The organism is Cryobacterium melibiosiphilum, assembly GCF_003602235.1.
In the GTDB taxonomy this organism is placed as follows: Bacteria; Actinomycetota; Actinomycetes; order Actinomycetales; family Microbacteriaceae; genus Cryobacterium; species Cryobacterium melibiosiphilum.
Genome location: NZ_QZVS01000094.1, coordinates 24,872 through 39,961, shown reverse-complemented (window position 1 = coordinate 39,961; position 15,090 = coordinate 24,872). Strand labels below are relative to the sequence as shown.

The 15,090-nt window shown below is 69.5% G+C and carries 12 protein-coding genes and 1 pseudogene; 4 read left to right on the top strand and 9 right to left on the bottom strand.

The window, feature by feature from the left end:
• The first annotated feature begins 22 nt into the window (after positions 1 to 22).
• Positions 23 to 1,498: an amino acid permease gene (locus D6T64_RS17740; protein ID WP_377010191.1), complete on the top strand. Its 1,476-nt coding sequence runs from the start codon at positions 23 to 25 to the stop codon at positions 1,496 to 1,498.
• Positions 1,499 to 1,689: 191 nt separating this feature from the next.
• Positions 1,690 to 3,381 carry an HNH endonuclease signature motif containing protein gene (locus D6T64_RS17735; protein WP_119976015.1) on the top strand — a complete coding sequence of 564 codons (1,692 nt, stop codon included), beginning with the start codon at positions 1,690 to 1,692 and terminating at the stop codon, positions 3,379 to 3,381.
• 83 nt (positions 3,382 to 3,464) lie between these two features.
• On the opposite strand, the pseudogene D6T64_RS17730 reads toward D6T64_RS17735, so the two are convergent.
• A pseudogene (locus D6T64_RS17730) lies at positions 3,465 to 4,811 on the bottom strand (MFS transporter); the annotation flags it as partial.
• A 156-nt stretch (positions 4,812 to 4,967) separates the two neighbouring features.
• Here D6T64_RS17730 and purU point away from each other — a divergent pair.
• Both purU and D6T64_RS17720 read left to right on the top strand, forming a co-directional pair.
• Positions 4,968 to 5,834 (top strand): formyltetrahydrofolate deformylase, encoded by an 867-nt coding sequence (gene purU, locus D6T64_RS17725; protein WP_119976013.1) that lies wholly within the window; start codon positions 4,968 to 4,970, stop codon positions 5,832 to 5,834.
• Positions 5,835 to 6,015: 181 nt separating this feature from the next.
• Positions 6,016 to 6,375 carry a YrdB family protein gene (locus D6T64_RS17720; protein WP_119976012.1) on the top strand — a complete coding sequence of 120 codons (360 nt, stop codon included), beginning with the start codon at positions 6,016 to 6,018 and terminating at the stop codon, positions 6,373 to 6,375.
• A gap of 6 nt (positions 6,376 to 6,381) precedes the next feature.
• On the opposite strand, the gene D6T64_RS17715 is transcribed toward D6T64_RS17720, so the two are convergent.
• The 8 genes from D6T64_RS17715 to D6T64_RS17685 all read right to left on the bottom strand — a co-directional run bounded on the left by D6T64_RS17715 (position 6,382) and on the right by D6T64_RS17685 (position 15,045).
• The gene (locus tag D6T64_RS17715) at positions 6,382 to 7,038 is read right to left on the bottom strand and encodes an alpha/beta hydrolase (RefSeq protein ID WP_119976011.1); all 657 of its coding nucleotides are present in this window, start codon (positions 7,036 to 7,038) and stop codon (positions 6,382 to 6,384) included.
• The gene (locus tag D6T64_RS23545; protein ID WP_233551391.1) at positions 7,035 to 7,208 is read right to left on the bottom strand and encodes a VOC family protein; all 174 of its coding nucleotides are present in this window, start codon (positions 7,206 to 7,208) and stop codon (positions 7,035 to 7,037) included. The genes D6T64_RS17715 and D6T64_RS23545 overlap by 4 nt, the downstream gene beginning before the upstream one ends.
• Before the next feature lie 99 nt (positions 7,209 to 7,307).
• Positions 7,308 to 8,003, bottom strand: coding sequence for a VOC family protein (locus tag D6T64_RS17710; protein WP_325049810.1), 696 nt, complete (start codon positions 8,001 to 8,003; stop codon positions 7,308 to 7,310).
• A gap of 91 nt (positions 8,004 to 8,094) precedes the next feature.
• Positions 8,095 to 9,282: an MFS transporter gene (locus D6T64_RS17705; RefSeq protein WP_119976010.1), complete on the bottom strand. Its 1,188-nt coding sequence runs from the start codon at positions 9,280 to 9,282 to the stop codon at positions 8,095 to 8,097.
• Between the two features lie 152 nt (positions 9,283 to 9,434).
• Positions 9,435 to 10,868, bottom strand: a complete 1,434-nt coding sequence (locus tag D6T64_RS17700) for an Ig-like domain repeat protein (RefSeq protein ID WP_119976009.1) — start codon at positions 10,866 to 10,868, stop codon at positions 9,435 to 9,437.
• A 165-nt stretch (positions 10,869 to 11,033) separates the two neighbouring features.
• Positions 11,034 to 12,530 (bottom strand): Ig-like domain repeat protein, encoded by a 1,497-nt coding sequence (locus D6T64_RS17695; RefSeq protein ID WP_147364608.1) that lies wholly within the window; start codon positions 12,528 to 12,530, stop codon positions 11,034 to 11,036.
• Between the two features lie 143 nt (positions 12,531 to 12,673).
• Positions 12,674 to 13,066 (bottom strand): DUF1761 domain-containing protein, encoded by a 393-nt coding sequence (locus D6T64_RS17690; RefSeq protein ID WP_119976007.1) that lies wholly within the window; start codon positions 13,064 to 13,066, stop codon positions 12,674 to 12,676.
• Between the two features lie 38 nt (positions 13,067 to 13,104).
• Positions 13,105 to 15,045, bottom strand: coding sequence for a heavy metal translocating P-type ATPase (locus D6T64_RS17685; RefSeq protein WP_119976006.1), 1,941 nt, complete (start codon positions 15,043 to 15,045; stop codon positions 13,105 to 13,107).
• Positions 15,046 to 15,090: the final 45 nt, after the last annotated feature.

The following is a 15,090-nucleotide window of genomic DNA, read 5'->3' as shown; positions in this document are numbered from 1 at the left end:
GGAGGAGACCCCCTTCGACCACATCGAAGACGCCCTGAGCGTGCACGAGGACGACGCCCTGCACAAGGGCCTAAAATCCCGCCACGTGCAGATGATCGCCATCGGCGGCGCCATCGGCACCGGCCTCTTCCTCGGTGCGGGCGGGCGGCTCGCGAGCGCCGGCCCAGCCCTGGTAATTGTCTACGCCATCTGCGGTTTCTTCGCTTTCCTGATTCTGCGGGCGCTCGGCGAACTGGTGCTGCACCGCCCGAGCTCCGGCTCCTTCGTCTCCTATGCCCGCGAGTTCTTCGGCGAGAAGACGGCGTTCGTGACCGGCTGGCTGTACTGGCTCAACTGGGCCATGACGGCCATCGTCGACGTGACCGCGGTCGCACTGTACATGAACTTCTTCGCGACCTACTGGGCCCCGTTCGGTTCGGTGCCGCAGTGGCTCTACGCCCTCGCCGCGCTCGCCCTGGTCATGTTCCTCAACCTGCTCTCGGTCAAGGTCTTCGGCGAGATGGAGTTCTGGTTCGCGCTCATCAAGGTGCTCGCGATCGTGGCCTTCCTGATCGTGGGCACCTGGATGGTGATCTTCGGCACCCCGCTCGACGGCGCCACGACCGGGTTCGCGCTGATCGGCGAGAACGGCGGCTGGCTGCCCAACGGACTGATCGCATCCGTCTTGGTGGTGCAGGGCGTCGTGTTCGCCTACGCGTCGATCGAGCTCGTCGGCACGACCGCCGGCGAGACGAAGAACCCCGAGAAGGTCATGCCGAAGGCGATCAACACGGTCATCATCCGCATCGCGGTGTTCTACGTCGGGTCGGTCCTGCTGCTCTCGCTGTTGTTGCCGTACACGGCATACAAGGCCGGCGAGAGCCCCTTCGTGACGTTCTTCGGCACCATCGGCATTGACGGCGTCGACGTGATCATGAACCTCGTGGTGCTCACCGCGGCGCTGTCCTCGCTGAACGCCGGTCTATATTCCACCGGCCGCATACTTCGCTCGATGTCGCTCGCCGGCTCAGCACCGCGTTTCGCGGGCAAGATCAGCCGCCGCGGGGTGCCGTTCGGCGGCATCCTGCTCACCGGTGTCGTCACCCTGCTCGGAGTGGCCCTCAACGCAATCGTGCCCGACGAGGCCTTCGAGATCGTGCTCAACATGGCCGCGATCGGCATTGTCAGCGCTTGGGGCATGATCGTGCTCTGCCAGCTGCGCCTGCAGGCCTGGGCGAAGCGCGGCATCCTCGTGCGACCGGTGTTCCGGATGCCGTGGGCCCCGTACTCGGGCTACATCACCCTGATCTTCCTGGTCGGAGTGCTCGTGCTGATGGCCTTCGACTGGCCGGTCGGCACGCTCACCATCAGCTCGCTCGTGCTGATCATCCCGGGGCTGATGGTGGGCTGGTACGCCTGCCGTGGCCGCATCTTCGAGATCGCCGCCGCCCGCGACGGTTTCACCGGCCACGTGCCGGTCGTCGCGAACCGCCCACTGGCCGACCGCCCGCGCGACTAGGGCGGCCGGTTACGTCAAGAGCCCGCGCACAACTGTGGGCTGAGATGGATTGCACACTCCCCCGGCTTTGGGGCCTGGGTAAACTCGACCAATTTTCCAGCCCGTTAGGAGATCGAATACAGCTCTGAATTTCTGTCCACAAATCCCGAAAAATGCTCGAGTTTTGGGGTGGAGTCCGGGAAAATAGTGCTATGACCGTTTCACGGGAAATGCCAGATGAGGAGCCGGATAGTCCGGTCCCGCCGCCCGATCATCCACCCGACGCCGAGTGGACGATTCAGAACACACTAACGAGCGACGGGCCGGAGACGGATCCGGCGCTGTTCGATCCGGCGCTGTTCGATCCGGCGCTGTTCGATCCGGCGCTGTTCGATCCGGCGCTGTTCGATCCGGCGCTGTTCGATCCGGCATCGGCAACGCTTGCTGCTCCGGTGCTGGTTGATCCGGTGCCGGCGGAGCCCGTGTCCACCGGTCCCGGGGAGGCCTTTTGCTGGGCGTGGGTGCCGGGGATGGAGACGTGCAACCTCCTGCTCGACGTGGTCGAGGACACCCACCGCCGGATGGCGGCCGCCGCGGCCGACCGTGCCGTTGCCCTCGACGCCCTGCAAACCCACCTGCGCAGCCTGGAACTCCCCGGCCGGCCGGTCGCTGAGTCGGGAACAGGGCCGGGGAGCGAGCCGGCACGGGATGCCGCGGGCCGGGAGATTCCGCGGTGGAGCGAACAACGCCGGGGCGAAGAGACCCTGGTCTCAGAGGTCGGAGCCCTGCTCCGCCAGAACCCCGACCAGAGCCGGGCACTACTCTACGAGAGCCAACGCCTCGTGCAGCACCTGCCCGCCACTCTGTCCCGCCTGCAGAGCGGCGACATCAGCTACGACCACGCCCGGGTCGCCGTCGACCAGTCCGGGGTACTGCCCGACGACCTGCTGGAGGAGTTCGAGGACCGGGTCCTGAAAGACGCCGAGTGGCTCTCCCTGGAGCAGCTGCGGCGTCGGGCCGTGCGGGTACGGGAGCGCCTGAACCCGGAATCCATCACCAAACGTCACAAGAAAGCCGTCGCCGAACGGTGTGTGCGGCTCAAGGACACCTTCGACGGGATGAGCTTCCTCGACCTGCTGCTGCCCACCGACGACGCCCACGCCATCGTCAACCGCCTCACGACCATGGCGACAGACCTCCGTACCGCCGACGACGGCCGCACCCGCGCCCAGCTACGGGCCGACATCGCCACCGACCTCCTCATCCAGGGCGTCACCGCCACCGGCCTCGGCCACGGCATCCGCGCCACCGTGAACGTCACCGTCCCGGTCTTCACCCTGATGGGCCACAGCGACGAACCCGGCCTCCTCGACGGCACCGTCCCCATCGATCCCGAGACTGCGCGGCGTCTCGCCGGCACCGCGACCGGCTTCACCCGCCTCCTCATCCACCCCGAGACCGGTGTTGTGCTCTCCGTGGGCCGTGACCGCTACGCGGTACCGGCCGGGCTGCGGAAGGCGGTGGAGATTCGCGATCAAACCTGCCGGTTCTTTGGCTGCACCCGGACGGCCACCCACGACGATGTCGACCACACCCACGACTGGGCCTTCGGCGGGGAAACCACCCTCAATAATCTTGCGATGCTCTGTCGGTACTCGCACCGACTCAAGCACGAGACCGGCTGGCAAGTCAGCCAAGACCACACAGGCACACTCCACTGGATCAGCCCCGCCGGGCGGTACTACCCCACCTTCCCCGCCGACCGCCAGAACCCACCCATCCCGGTTCACCTCCGCCCCAAAACCAAAGCACAACTCAAGGCCGAGCTGCAGGCACAGGAACCCCGCCGCCTTAGCTGGGACGAACTCTGGGCACTCCCCACGCCCACCGACTGCCCCTTTTAGGGCACTGCGGATTAGGGTCAGCGTGTCGCCCGGCGCTGCTCGGCTGTCATCTGCCGACACCAGAGCGGACCCGGCTGGTCGGCTCAGGCCCGCGAGCGCCGGTGGGTCAGCCGGTCGGTGACGATCACGAGCACGAGGGCCACGAGCAGCAGGCCCACATAGACGAACGGCACCGCCTCGAGGCCGACACTGTCGAGCAACACCGCTCCGAGCAGCGCGCCACCGCCGATGCCCGCGTTGAAAGCGGTCGTGTAGAAGGCACTCGCGGTGTCGCGGATCTGCGGCGACGCGGCGTGCAGCATCCGCGTCTGAAGCAGCGGGGGGAGGGTGCCGAACGCCATCCCCCACAGCACGAACGCGGCGATCGCCACCGGCAGCGTCGCGGTGAAGACCGCGAGCAGCGTCACACTGAGGGCGCTGACGGCGAGGCCGAGAATCAGCCCCAGGCTCGGCCGGGGCCCGAAGACCGTGCCGACCAGCAGCAACCCGACGGCGCCGGCGACGCCGTAGGCAAAGAGCAGCGGTGCCAGCAGGCTGAGGTCGACGCCGAGGCCGTCGAGCAAAAACGGCGTGATGTAGGTGTAGAAGCTGTAGTGGCCGATCATTGTGATGCCGGTGATGAAGCAGATCAGCACCACCGCCGACACGGTCGCGTCGCGCGGCCCCGTCGCCTTCTTGCCGGTCTTCCCTGAAGCGGATGCCGGTGCCCCGGTCGAATAGCGCGCTACCGGTGGAAGAAACTTCCACACCAGCACCGCGCCGACGAGCATCAGGCCGGCCAGCAGGACGAACGACAGGCGCCAGCCGAGCAGATGGCCGCCCATGGTGCCGAGCGGAACGCCGAAAACGAATGCGAGGGTGCCGCCGGCGACCGTGATTGACACGGCGCGGCCGATCTGCGCCTTCGGCACGAGGTGGCCGGCGTAGGCGCCGACGACCGACCAGAACAGGCCGTGCGCGACGCCGCCGAGCACCCGGGCGGCGACAACCAACTCGTAGGTCGGCGCGATCGCGGTGAGGATGTTGCTGACCGCGAAGATGATCAGCACGACGATGATCAGGCCGTGGCGGGGAAAGCGGCGGGTCCAGATCGCGACGGGCGCGCTCGTGAGCACGACCGTGAACGCGAACCAGGACACGAGCAGCCCGATCTGCGATTCGGCGACGTTCAGGCTGCGGCTCATCTCGGGCAGCAGCCCGGTCGGCAGCATTTCGCTCGTCACCGAGAGAAAAACTGCGGCGGCGAGGGTGATCAGGCCAACCCACGGGAACGGCGGGTCGGTCTTGTCAGGGGGCGTGCCGGGAACGACCCGGATCGACCCGGTGGGCAGAAAGATGCTGGCGGTGTTGGTCATGGTGGTAGTTGCACTATTCGCACTGGGAAGTCGAGAGGCGGCACTAACCACGAGACCGGTGGGACCATTCACACCGAGATCGAAGCCACTCGACTACGCGCCGACGTGCGCGCCCGGGGCCGACTTGTTCAGCACGACCAACACGCAGTCTACCCGGGTGCCCTGTTCAGGCAAGGTGAACGACGGATGGCGGCGGGGCATCCGCTATCGCCCAGCGGGTATTCTAAGCGGATGACTTCTCCTGCCTCGCACCCGCACCACTGGGTGATCACCCTCGTCTGCGCCGACCAGCCCGGCATCGTGCACGCCATCACCGGCGCGATCGTGCAGGCCCAGGGCAACATTCTCGAGAGCCAGCAGTTTTCCAGCGACGACACCGGCCGCTTCTTCATGCGCCTGCAGGTGGAATCCCCCGCGGCGCAGGCCGAACTGGCCGCGGTGCTCAAGCCGGTCATCGAGCGCTACGACATGGATGCCGTCGTCGACGTCGTCGGCCGACCGCTGCGCACCCTCGTGCTCGCCTCGACCGCCGGCCACTGCGTGAACGACCTGCTGTTTCGCCAGCGCGGCGGCCAGCTGCCCATCGACGTGCCGCTCGTGCTGAGCAACCATGGCACGCTGCGCGACCTCGTCGGGTTTTACAGCGTGCCCTTCGAATCGCGCCCGATCACGGATGCCGCGAGCAAGGCCGCCTTCGAGGCCCGCGTGCTGCAGGCGGTCGAGGAGCTCGATATCGAACTCGTGGTGCTCGCCCGGTACATGCAGATCCTCTCCCCCGAACTCTGCGAGGCGCTCGCGGGCCGGGCCATCAACATCCATCACTCGTTTTTGCCCGGGTTCAAGGGCGCCAACCCCTACCGTCAGGCGCACGCGCGCGGCGTGAAGCTGATCGGCGCGACCGCGCACTTCGTGACCGGCGAGCTCGACGAGGGCCCGATCATCGAGCAGAACGTGGTGCGCGTGGACCACTCGCGCACGCCCGCGGAGCTTGTGGCCATCGGCCAGGACGAGGAGAGCCGCACCCTGACGACCGCGGTCAAGTGGTTCGCCGAGAACCGCGTGCTGGTCGACGGCATCCGCACGATCATCTTCAAGTAAGTACGCCGCCCGGCTCTGCAGATCGGCCCACCCGGTTTCGATACGCGGGCGTGGGGCGTGCCCGCTACTCAACCAGCGAGCCTCCGCTGGTTGAGCCTGCGCGCGCAGCGCGCCGGTCGAAACCGGGCGAGCCGACCTCCAGGCTGCGGGAGAACCAGCCGCCGGTCGCTAAGATTGGTGGGTGACAAATACCCGCGCAACGCCCCAGGTCGGCCCCAACGACATCGTGCGCCTCGTGCTCGAACTGTTCGCCTTCGTCACCCTCGGCATCTGGGGTTTTCTCGGCTGGCCGCTGCCGTGGCCGGGCGTGCTCGTGGGCATCGCGGCACCGGCCTTCGCCATTTTGCTGTGGGCGCTGTTCCGCTCACCGAAGGCCGTCTTCACGCTCGACACCTTCGGCAAGGCCCTGATCGAAATCGCCGTCTTCGGCGCAGCCGCCCTCGCCTGGTGGGACCTGGGCCTGGGCCTGATCGGCCTCGTGTTCGCCGTCATCGCCACGATCAGCGGCGTGCTCACCGGCCGCAAAGAGCTCTCGAACTAGAGTCGCTCAGCTCGCGAGCCAGCCCTGCGCCGCATACACGTCGGCCTCGGTGACGCCGTGCCCGCCCGAGCGGCGCACCTGCCGCACGCGTGCGCCGCGCTGCTCGAGCTCGGCCGCGAGCGCGTCGACACTCGGCAGCGGCGCCATCGGGTCGCTCTCACCGTTCAGCAGCAACACGCTCGTGCCGCTCAGGACTGCGGTCGCGTCCCGGCCGGGAAGCGGGTGCATCCCGGAGAACGCGATCACTCGCGCCACGGTCGACGGATGCCGCAGCGCCGTGGCGAGGGCCACGTTCGCGCCGTTCGAGAACCCGACGGCGACGACCGGGCGGTGACCGAGCCCGTACTGGGCGCGGGCCGCAGTCACGAAGCCGACCAGCTCGTCGGCACGCACCTCGACGTCCTCGAGGTCGAAGACCCCCTCGGCGAGGCGGCGAAACCACCGGTTCATGCCGTTCTCGGTGACACGTCCGCGCGGGGCGATGACCGCGGCCGCCGGGTCGAGGGCGTCGGCGAGACCGAGCAGGTCGTGCTCGGTGCCGCCGGTGCCGTGCAGCATCAGCAACACCGGGCGCTCGGCCGCACCCTCCCGGTAGACGTGCGGCCAAGCGGCCAGCAGCGCCGCGGCATCCGTCTCGGTGCCGGAATTCGCGTTCGGGCTCATACGACGAGCGCGGGGTTGTTGGCGGCGGGCACGGTGATCGGCACGACGGAGTGTTCGATGGCCTCGCGGCTCGGCTCGAGCCACGGCGGCAGCTTCAGCGAGCGGCCCAGTTCGAGCAGCGGTTCGTCGATGTCGAAGCCGGGGGTGTCGGTCGCGATCTCGAAGAGCACTCCGCCGGGTTCGCGAAAGTAGATCGAGGTGAAGTAGTCGCGGTCGAGGATTTCGGTGACTCCGTAGCCGCGGGCGACGAGTTCTTCGCGCCAGTCGGCCTACGTCGCACGGTCGGGCACGCGGAAGGCGACGTGGTGAACGGTGCCGCCGGCGGTGAGCCCGGCGTGCCCGTTGGGGTCGGCGATCACGTCGACGAGCGCACCGGGATCACCGTTACCGGCACCCACCCGGGTGCGGTTGCCCTCTTCGGAGATGATGCGCATGCCGAGGTCACGGGTGAGCACCTGCAGCGTGCCGGTCGGGTCGGCGACGGTCAGCACCGAGGAGTGCTGGCCGCGCACCGCATACTCGGCGGGAACGTCGGCGGAATCCCACGGGTCGCGCGGGTCGATCGTCGACGATGCGACGAGGTCGAGGCCGAGGCCGTCGGGATCGCGCAGGGACAGGCGCTCTTCGGTGGACGACGTCGAGGTGATCGCGGATTCGACGCCGAGGTCGGCGAAGTGCTTCTGCCACCAGCCGAGGCTTCCGGCCGGCACCGAGAAGGCGGTGCTGGTGGACTGCCCGACGCCGTGCACGCCCGAGCGCACTCCCGTCCACGGGAAGAAGGTCAGCAGCGACCCGGGCCGGCCCGAGTCGTCACCGTAGTAGAGGTGGTACGTGCCGGGGTCGTCGAAGTTGACGGTGCGCTTGACCAGCCGCAGGCCGAGGCCGGTGACGTAGAAGTCGACGTTGCGCTGGGGTGCACCGGCGATGGCGGTGACGTGGTGGAGTCCGGAGGTGAGGACGGTCATGGGAGGGCCCTTCTGAAGTGGTGGGGTGTCGCCCAGCCTAGGCGATATGTATGCAAACGCATGATTACCGGTGGGTATTCCCAGCCGAGGGTCAGCGCCGGGCCTCGCGGGGCATCCGCAGGGCGTAGCCGGCCGCGCCGAGCAGGAACAGGGCTCCCACCAGAAACGCCGCCTGGTAGGACACCGTGTCGACGAGCCAGCCCGCGACGAGCGGCCCCACGATCGCGCCGGCGTCGGCGAACATCGAGAACACGGCCACTGGGCGCCCGCCGCGCGAGCCCGCCGCGTCGCCGAGGGCCGCGCCGGGCGCGGTGCCCATGAACGCGGCCGCGACGCCGTAGAGGCAGAGCAGACCGCCGAGCACCCAGATGTTCGGCGCGAACGGCACCGCCATGATCACGACGGATGCCGCCGCGAACGCCCCGATAATCGCCGGCCGCCGCCCGACGGTATCGATGAACCGGGCCGCGGGGGCCAGCGCCAGGGTCTGGGCGACCGCCGCGCACGCGAAGGCGATGCCGGTCCACGCGGTCGGGCCGCGAAGCACCTCCACGATGAGCACCGGAATGAGCGCGGCGCGCACGCCGAGCGAGGTCCAGCCCTGGGCGAAGTTGGCCAGGCACGCGGCGCGAAACCTCGGGTCGGCGAGCACCGTGCGAAACGGGAGCGCGGCATCCGTCGGAGCGATCGTGGCCGCAGCCGAACCGCGGGCCGGGCGCAACATGATGACGCCGATCAGCCCGGCGATCGCGAGGGTGCCGGCGTAGAAGAAGAACGGGGCTGTCAGCGAGAGCGTCGCGAGCAGGCCGCCGATCGCCGGGCCGGCCATGCCGCCGATCAAAAAGCCGCCCTGGTAGAAGCCGAGCGCCCGGGCGCGCAGCGTCGACGGGGTCGAGGCCAGCAGCAGCGTCATGGCCGAGACCGAGAACATGGCCGAGCCGATGCCGCCCGCGCCGCGCAGCATCAGCAGCTGCGGGTAGGTGTCGGCCAGGCCCGCGAGGCCGCTCGAGACCGCGACGATGCCGATGCCCACCGCGAGAATGGTGCGTTCCCCCGCCCAGTCGATGAGCCGCGGCACGAACGGGCTCGCGACCAGGCGCATGAGCGCGAAGGCGCTGAGCACCGCGCCGACCTCGAGGTAGCCCACGTCGAAGCTGCGCACATAGACCGGCAGCACCGGCACGACCACGCCGAAGCCGACCATGACGAAGAAGGCGACGACCCCGAGCACGTACACTTCGCGGGCGAGCCGGGGTTTCGGCAGCTGGTCGGAGGTCATCCGTTCAGCCTAAGCGCCGTCCGGGCCCGCGTCGGCGCGGCTGCGGGGCGGCGCCACGAGCCGGCCGCGGTGAGACCCCCCCCCCCCACCAAGCACGGTTGTGCCCGGCCAATACCATGCATTTTCGGGGTGTCACCCCCGCACGCCGCCGGCTACCGCAGGCGCAGGCGCGCGGTCGGGCTCTCGTCTCCCGCGACGGTCGCGGTGCCCGCCCAGCTGGCGCTCACCCGGTGGGTTCCGGCCTTGAGGTCGGGCAGGGTGAACCGAGCCCGGCCGCCGCGGCCGAGTTGCACGGTGTAGTCGCGGTTGTCGACGGAGACGACGACCGCGCCGGTCTGGGCCGTGTCGCCGCTGAGCACCCGAATGCGCGCGGTGATCGTGCGGCCGACGGATGCCTCCCTGCGGTTGAGCGTGAGCGTCACCTCCGACGCGGCCAACACCTGCACCCCGCTCGACACGGCGAGCGCCGGCGAGAACCCGTCGGCGGTCGCGGTGACGACGAGGGTGATCGTGGCGCCGGCCGCAGCATCCGTCACCCGGTAGCGCACACCGGTCGCACCGGGAATATCGACCCCGTCGGCCTGCCAGCGGTAGGCGAAGTCCAGCTGGGCCGGGTCCCATTCGCCGGCCCGGGCGCGCAGGGTGCGCCCGACCTCGGGGGTGCCGGTGATGGTCGGTGGGGATTGGTTGGTGGCGACTTCGAGCGGTGGCACGCCCGGGTCATCGGGGTCGTCGGGGTCGGTCGGACCGCCGGGGTCAACCGGGCCACCGGGCCCGCCCGGGCCCACCGCCCCCGGGGCGACCGTCAGTACGGTGCGCACGCCGGTGTCGCCGTATTCAACGACGCCGAGGTATGGGGTGCCGGCCGGCAGATCGGCCCAGGACAGTGAAGCCCAGGACAGGCCGATGTTCGCCGTGGACCCCGCGGTGCCGGCCAGGGTCGACGGCGTGGCGGTGAAGGTTCCGCTGCCGGATCCGCTTGGAACGACGTAGGTGGTCAGCGTGAAGTCACTGGCTCCCTCGAAGGTGTTGATGACGACCTGGTAGGAGCCGGCCGGGGCTTCGGGAATGTCGACCCGTTCGTCGCTCGCGCTGCTCTGCGAGTCCCACATCACCGACTCTTCTCCGGGCCGGTCGAGAAAGATGTTCAGGTCAAGGTCGGCGCCGTCACCGATCGAATCGAGGTCGAAGCGCACAAAGCGGCTGCCGGCCGCAATATCGACGCTGTACCGGAATTCGTCGCCGGTGGCGGCGCTTCCGGTGACCGGGCTGGCCGCGTCGTCGGGGTTCGGCAGCCGCGCCCCGGGCGTCAACCCGCTGACGTTCAGCGGCACCGAACCGGTCGCGCCGGGGGTCACGGGAACGCTCACCGATCCGGTCGCGCCGCTGCCGCCGACGGATGCGGGAGCCTGCAGGTCAACGGGTTCGTCGCCGACCCCGACAGCTACGGCGGCCGTGCCGTAGCCGCCGAGGAGTGCGGCAACGAGTACGGCCGTCAGGCCGGCGCGGGCCGGGTTTCGACCGGATGAGGAGGGGGAGAGTGTTGCGGCGTGACGGTGGAGCGGTGACCTGACTGCAGAACTCACGAGTGTTCCAATCGGGAGAACGGGCCCCCGACGGAAACCCACGTCTGGTGAATCTAGTCGATCCGGGCCCCCTCCTCTAGGGGCAGACCCAAGAATTCCTCACAAACGGCCCGCGCCAGCGACCAGCCTCCCCGCGCAGGCTCGCCGCGGGGAGGCGATCAGCGGCTACCGGGTGACGCGCAACCGTTCCGCACCGCTCATCGAGCCGGTGACGAGGTCGCTGCCGGCGTACGCCGCCGACACCCGATACCCGCCGCGGGCCAGGTCGGTCAGGGTGACCTGGCCGTACCCGCGCGCGTTCAGCATCACGTCAAAGTGCCGGTCACCGACCCGCACGTCGACGGTTCCGGTGACCGGGCCGTCGCTCATCACCTTCACGCCGATCGTGACCTTCTGGCCGACGGATGCCGTGGCCCGGCTCAGCCAGACCCGGGTTTCGGACGCGTACTTCACGACCACGGGCTCGGCCGGGGAGCCGGCGACGGCGCCCTCCGGCGTGCGCGCGGTGACGAGAGCCGACAGCGCGGAGCCGCGGTCGGCATCCGTCACCCGGTAGCGCGCCCGGGTCGCGCCGGGGATGTCGACGCCGTCGGACTGCCACTGGTAGCCGAACGTGAGGTCGGCGCTGGCCCACTCGCCGGTGTTCACCCGCAGGGTGCGGCCGGCCTCGGCTTTTCCGGTGATCACCGGGCGCACGACGTTGACCGGGGTGGCCGGGGCGGTGTCCTCAGTGGTGTCGATGCGCACGGTCGTGTACTGCGTGACGCCGGCGTCGAAGGCGTAGCCGATGGCGGCGACGAAGACGGAGTTCGGGGCCAGCCCGCTCCAGGAATAGGTGTAATTCGTCGGAACACCCGCTTCAGTGTCCAGTTCGAATGGCGTGACGGTCTGGGTGCCGGCCGATGAGGTCACCGTCGAACCGAAGGTGCGCAGCACGAAATCGGTGGCCGGTCCGAAGCTGCGCACGGCAACCCGGAACTCGTTGACCGAGGGCAGCACGAAGACTTCCTGCGCCTCGCTCGCGGTCGGGCCTGGTTCGACGGCCGTGCCCACCGGGCCGCCGACCCCGTCGGCGCCAAAGATCAGCAGGTCCACATCGGCCGCCGGGTTAGACAGCTCAATCTCGAATCGTGACAGCACGAGCGAAGCCGGCAACGTGACGAGGAAGGACTGCTGGTCGATCCCGCTGATCGAGCCGGTGATCGGACTGGCGGGGTCATCGGGGTTCGGCACCGGCACGCCGGGGGCCAGCCCGGACGCGGTGATGCGCACCACACCGGTCGCCCCCGGGGTGACCGGCACCGTGATCGAACCGGATGTCCCGGTGCCGGTGACGAGCGCCGGCGCCACGAAGTCGGCGGCCGGGTCGGCAGTGCCCGGCTCGGGGGTCGTCGGGGCAGGGGTCGTCGGGGCAGGGCTCGTCGGGGCAGGGGCCGATGCCGCGGCGAGCGCCGCGGCATCCGCTTCGGGAGAGAGCACCTCGGTCGCCGCGGGCGGCAGCTCGTCGGCGAAGGCACCGACTACTCCGAGCGGGGCGAGGGCTGCCAGCAGCGCGACGGTCACCGCCGCGGCGACCCCCCGGCGGTGCAGCACGCCGTGCAGCGGAGGTGTGGAGCGCTGAAGAGAAACGGAGTGGGTCTCGGGCTGGGCTGGTCGATTCACGTTCGGTTCCCGTCGTTGGGGCGAAGCGCGCCGAAACCCCGGTGGATTTCGCGTCGGGGGGACCCTAGCCCGAGCGGCGGATCCGAACTAGGGCAGCCTCAGGATTCGCTGAGCGCGACCTGCGAGCTCGCCGAGCCTCGGAGTCATTGCAGGGCGCCGATGATCGCCCCCATCACGGTGAACGACACCACGGCGTAGGACCCGTTGATGTAGAACAGGGTGAGGCTGCGCCGCTCGAACAGGTATGTCATGCCGCAGAAGGCGGCAGCGAAGGTGGCTCCGGTGGCGATGCCGGCGAAGACCCCGAACCCGAAGCCGCCGTCGCCGATGAACGCGGCGAGGCTGGCCGCCATCACGAGTGCCAGCAGAAACGACCCGATAAAGATGCGGGCGGCGCCGGTCGTCAACTGTTCGTCGGTGACCCCCGCTGCGCGCTGCCAGGGCTTCGCGAACAGCAGCGAATACCAGAGCCCGCCGATCAGAAAGGTGGAGAGGGCCCCGAGCAGCACCGCGAGCCAGTTGATCGACACGTCCATGATCGCTCCTCAGAGTGAGATTCAGGTCAGAGTGAGATTCAGGCCTTGTGCAGCATGCGCCCAGAATAGTCCCGCCCGGCCGCAGCGGGGCTCCCCGGGCGGGCCGGCACGCGAACGCCGGCCGCGGCATCCACTCGCCCGCCGATCGCCCGCAGGGCGTTGAAGATGGTGATGAGGTCGACGGCCTCCTGGCTGAGGGCGCCGGCGGTGGCCGGGATCAGGCCGAACGCCGCGACGAGCATCAGGACAAGGCTCAGGATGATGCCGATCCAGATGCTCTGGAGGGCGATGCGGACGGTGTCCTGGCCGATGCGCACGGCCCGCACGGTGCGGGAGACATCGTCGAGAAGAATGACGACGTCGGCGGATTCGCTCGCGGCCGTTGACCCTTTCGCGCCCATCGCGATGCCGATGTCGGCGACCGCGAGTACCGGCGCGTCGTTGACGCCGTCGCCCACCATGATCACCGGTCGTTCTGTCAGCCCGCGCACCGTGTCGACCTTGTCGCTCGGCAGGCAGTCCGCCTGTACCCGGGTGATGCCGACCTGCGCGGCGACGTGCTCGGCGGTCGCCCGGGCGTCGCCGGTGAGCATGATGCTGTTCCGAACACCGAGCCGCCCGAGCGCGTCGACGGTTGCGCGGGCGTTGTCCCGCACGGTGTCGCTCGCCACGATGCACCCGGCGTAGGCCCCGTCGACGGCGAGGTAGATGGCCAGTTCCCCGCCGCTCAGCGCCGTCGCCACGGCGGCCGGCGCGCGGTCCCTGATGAAGGACAGCTTGCCCACGGCGACCTCGCGGTCACCGAAACGCGCGACCACCCCGTGGGTGGCGATCTCCCGGGCCGAGTCGGCCGGGGTCAGCACGAGGCCGCGGTCGCGGGCGGCGCCGATGACGGATGCCGCGAGCACGTGGCTCGAATACTGCTCGGTCGACGCCGCGAGGGTGAGCAGGGTGTCGGAGTCGAAACCGGCCTCGGCGCGCACCTCGGCGATCGCGGGGGTGCCGTAGGTGAGGGTTCCGGTTTTGTCGAAGACGACCGTGCGGGCCCGAGCGAGGGACTCGAGCACGCCGGCACCCTTCACGATGATGCCGTTGCGGGCGGCGCGGCTCATGCCCCCCATGAAGGCGACCGGCGCGGCCAGCAACAGCGGGCACGGGGTCGCCACGACGAGCACCTCGGCGAACCGCACGGGGTCGCCGGAGAGCGCCCAGGCCAGTCCGGCGATGAGGAGCGACACGGCCGTGAACGGCACGGCGTAGCGATCGGCGAGACGCACCACCGGTGCCTTGCTGGTGGACGCCTCCGCGACGAGCGCGATGATGCGCTGGTACTGGCTGTTTTCGGCGGTCGCGGTGGCTTGAAGGGTCGCCGCTGCCTGCCCGTTGATCGAGCCGCTCAGAACCGGCTCGCCCGCGGTGTGTTCTACGGGCAGGCTTTCCCCGGTCAGCGACGACTCGTCGAAACTCGCACTCGCCGTGAGCAGCGTGCCGTCGACCGGAACGATCTCGGCTGGCCGCACGAGCAGCAGATCCCCGAGGCGCACCTCGGTGGCGGGGATGTCGTCGATTTCCGTGGCGGCAGCGTCGTCGGCGCCGCCAGGCCTGATGCGGTGCGCGATCTGCGGCGCGCGGGTGAGCAGGGCCGTGAGTTCGCGGGTGGCCCGGCCGGCCGCGTAGTCCTCGAGCGCGGCCCCGCCGGTGAGCATGAGAACGATGAGCAGGGTGGCGATGTATTCGCCGACCGCCACGGTGGCCACGATGGCGATAACCGCGAGCAGGTCCACTCCGAAGGTTCCCTGGCGGAGCCTCTTGATCATGCCGACGCTCTCGATGCCGGCCACGACCAGGCCGAACGAACTGAACAACCATCGCGGCGCATCCGTCGCCCCGGCTAGCCAGAGAACCAGACCGAGCACGCCGACGATCACGGTCGCGACGAGCAACGGATAGCGAAATACGCGGCCTGAAATGCGCTTCATCCCTCGATTGTTCACCCGGGCGTGCCGCTCCGCCAGCAAGGTGAG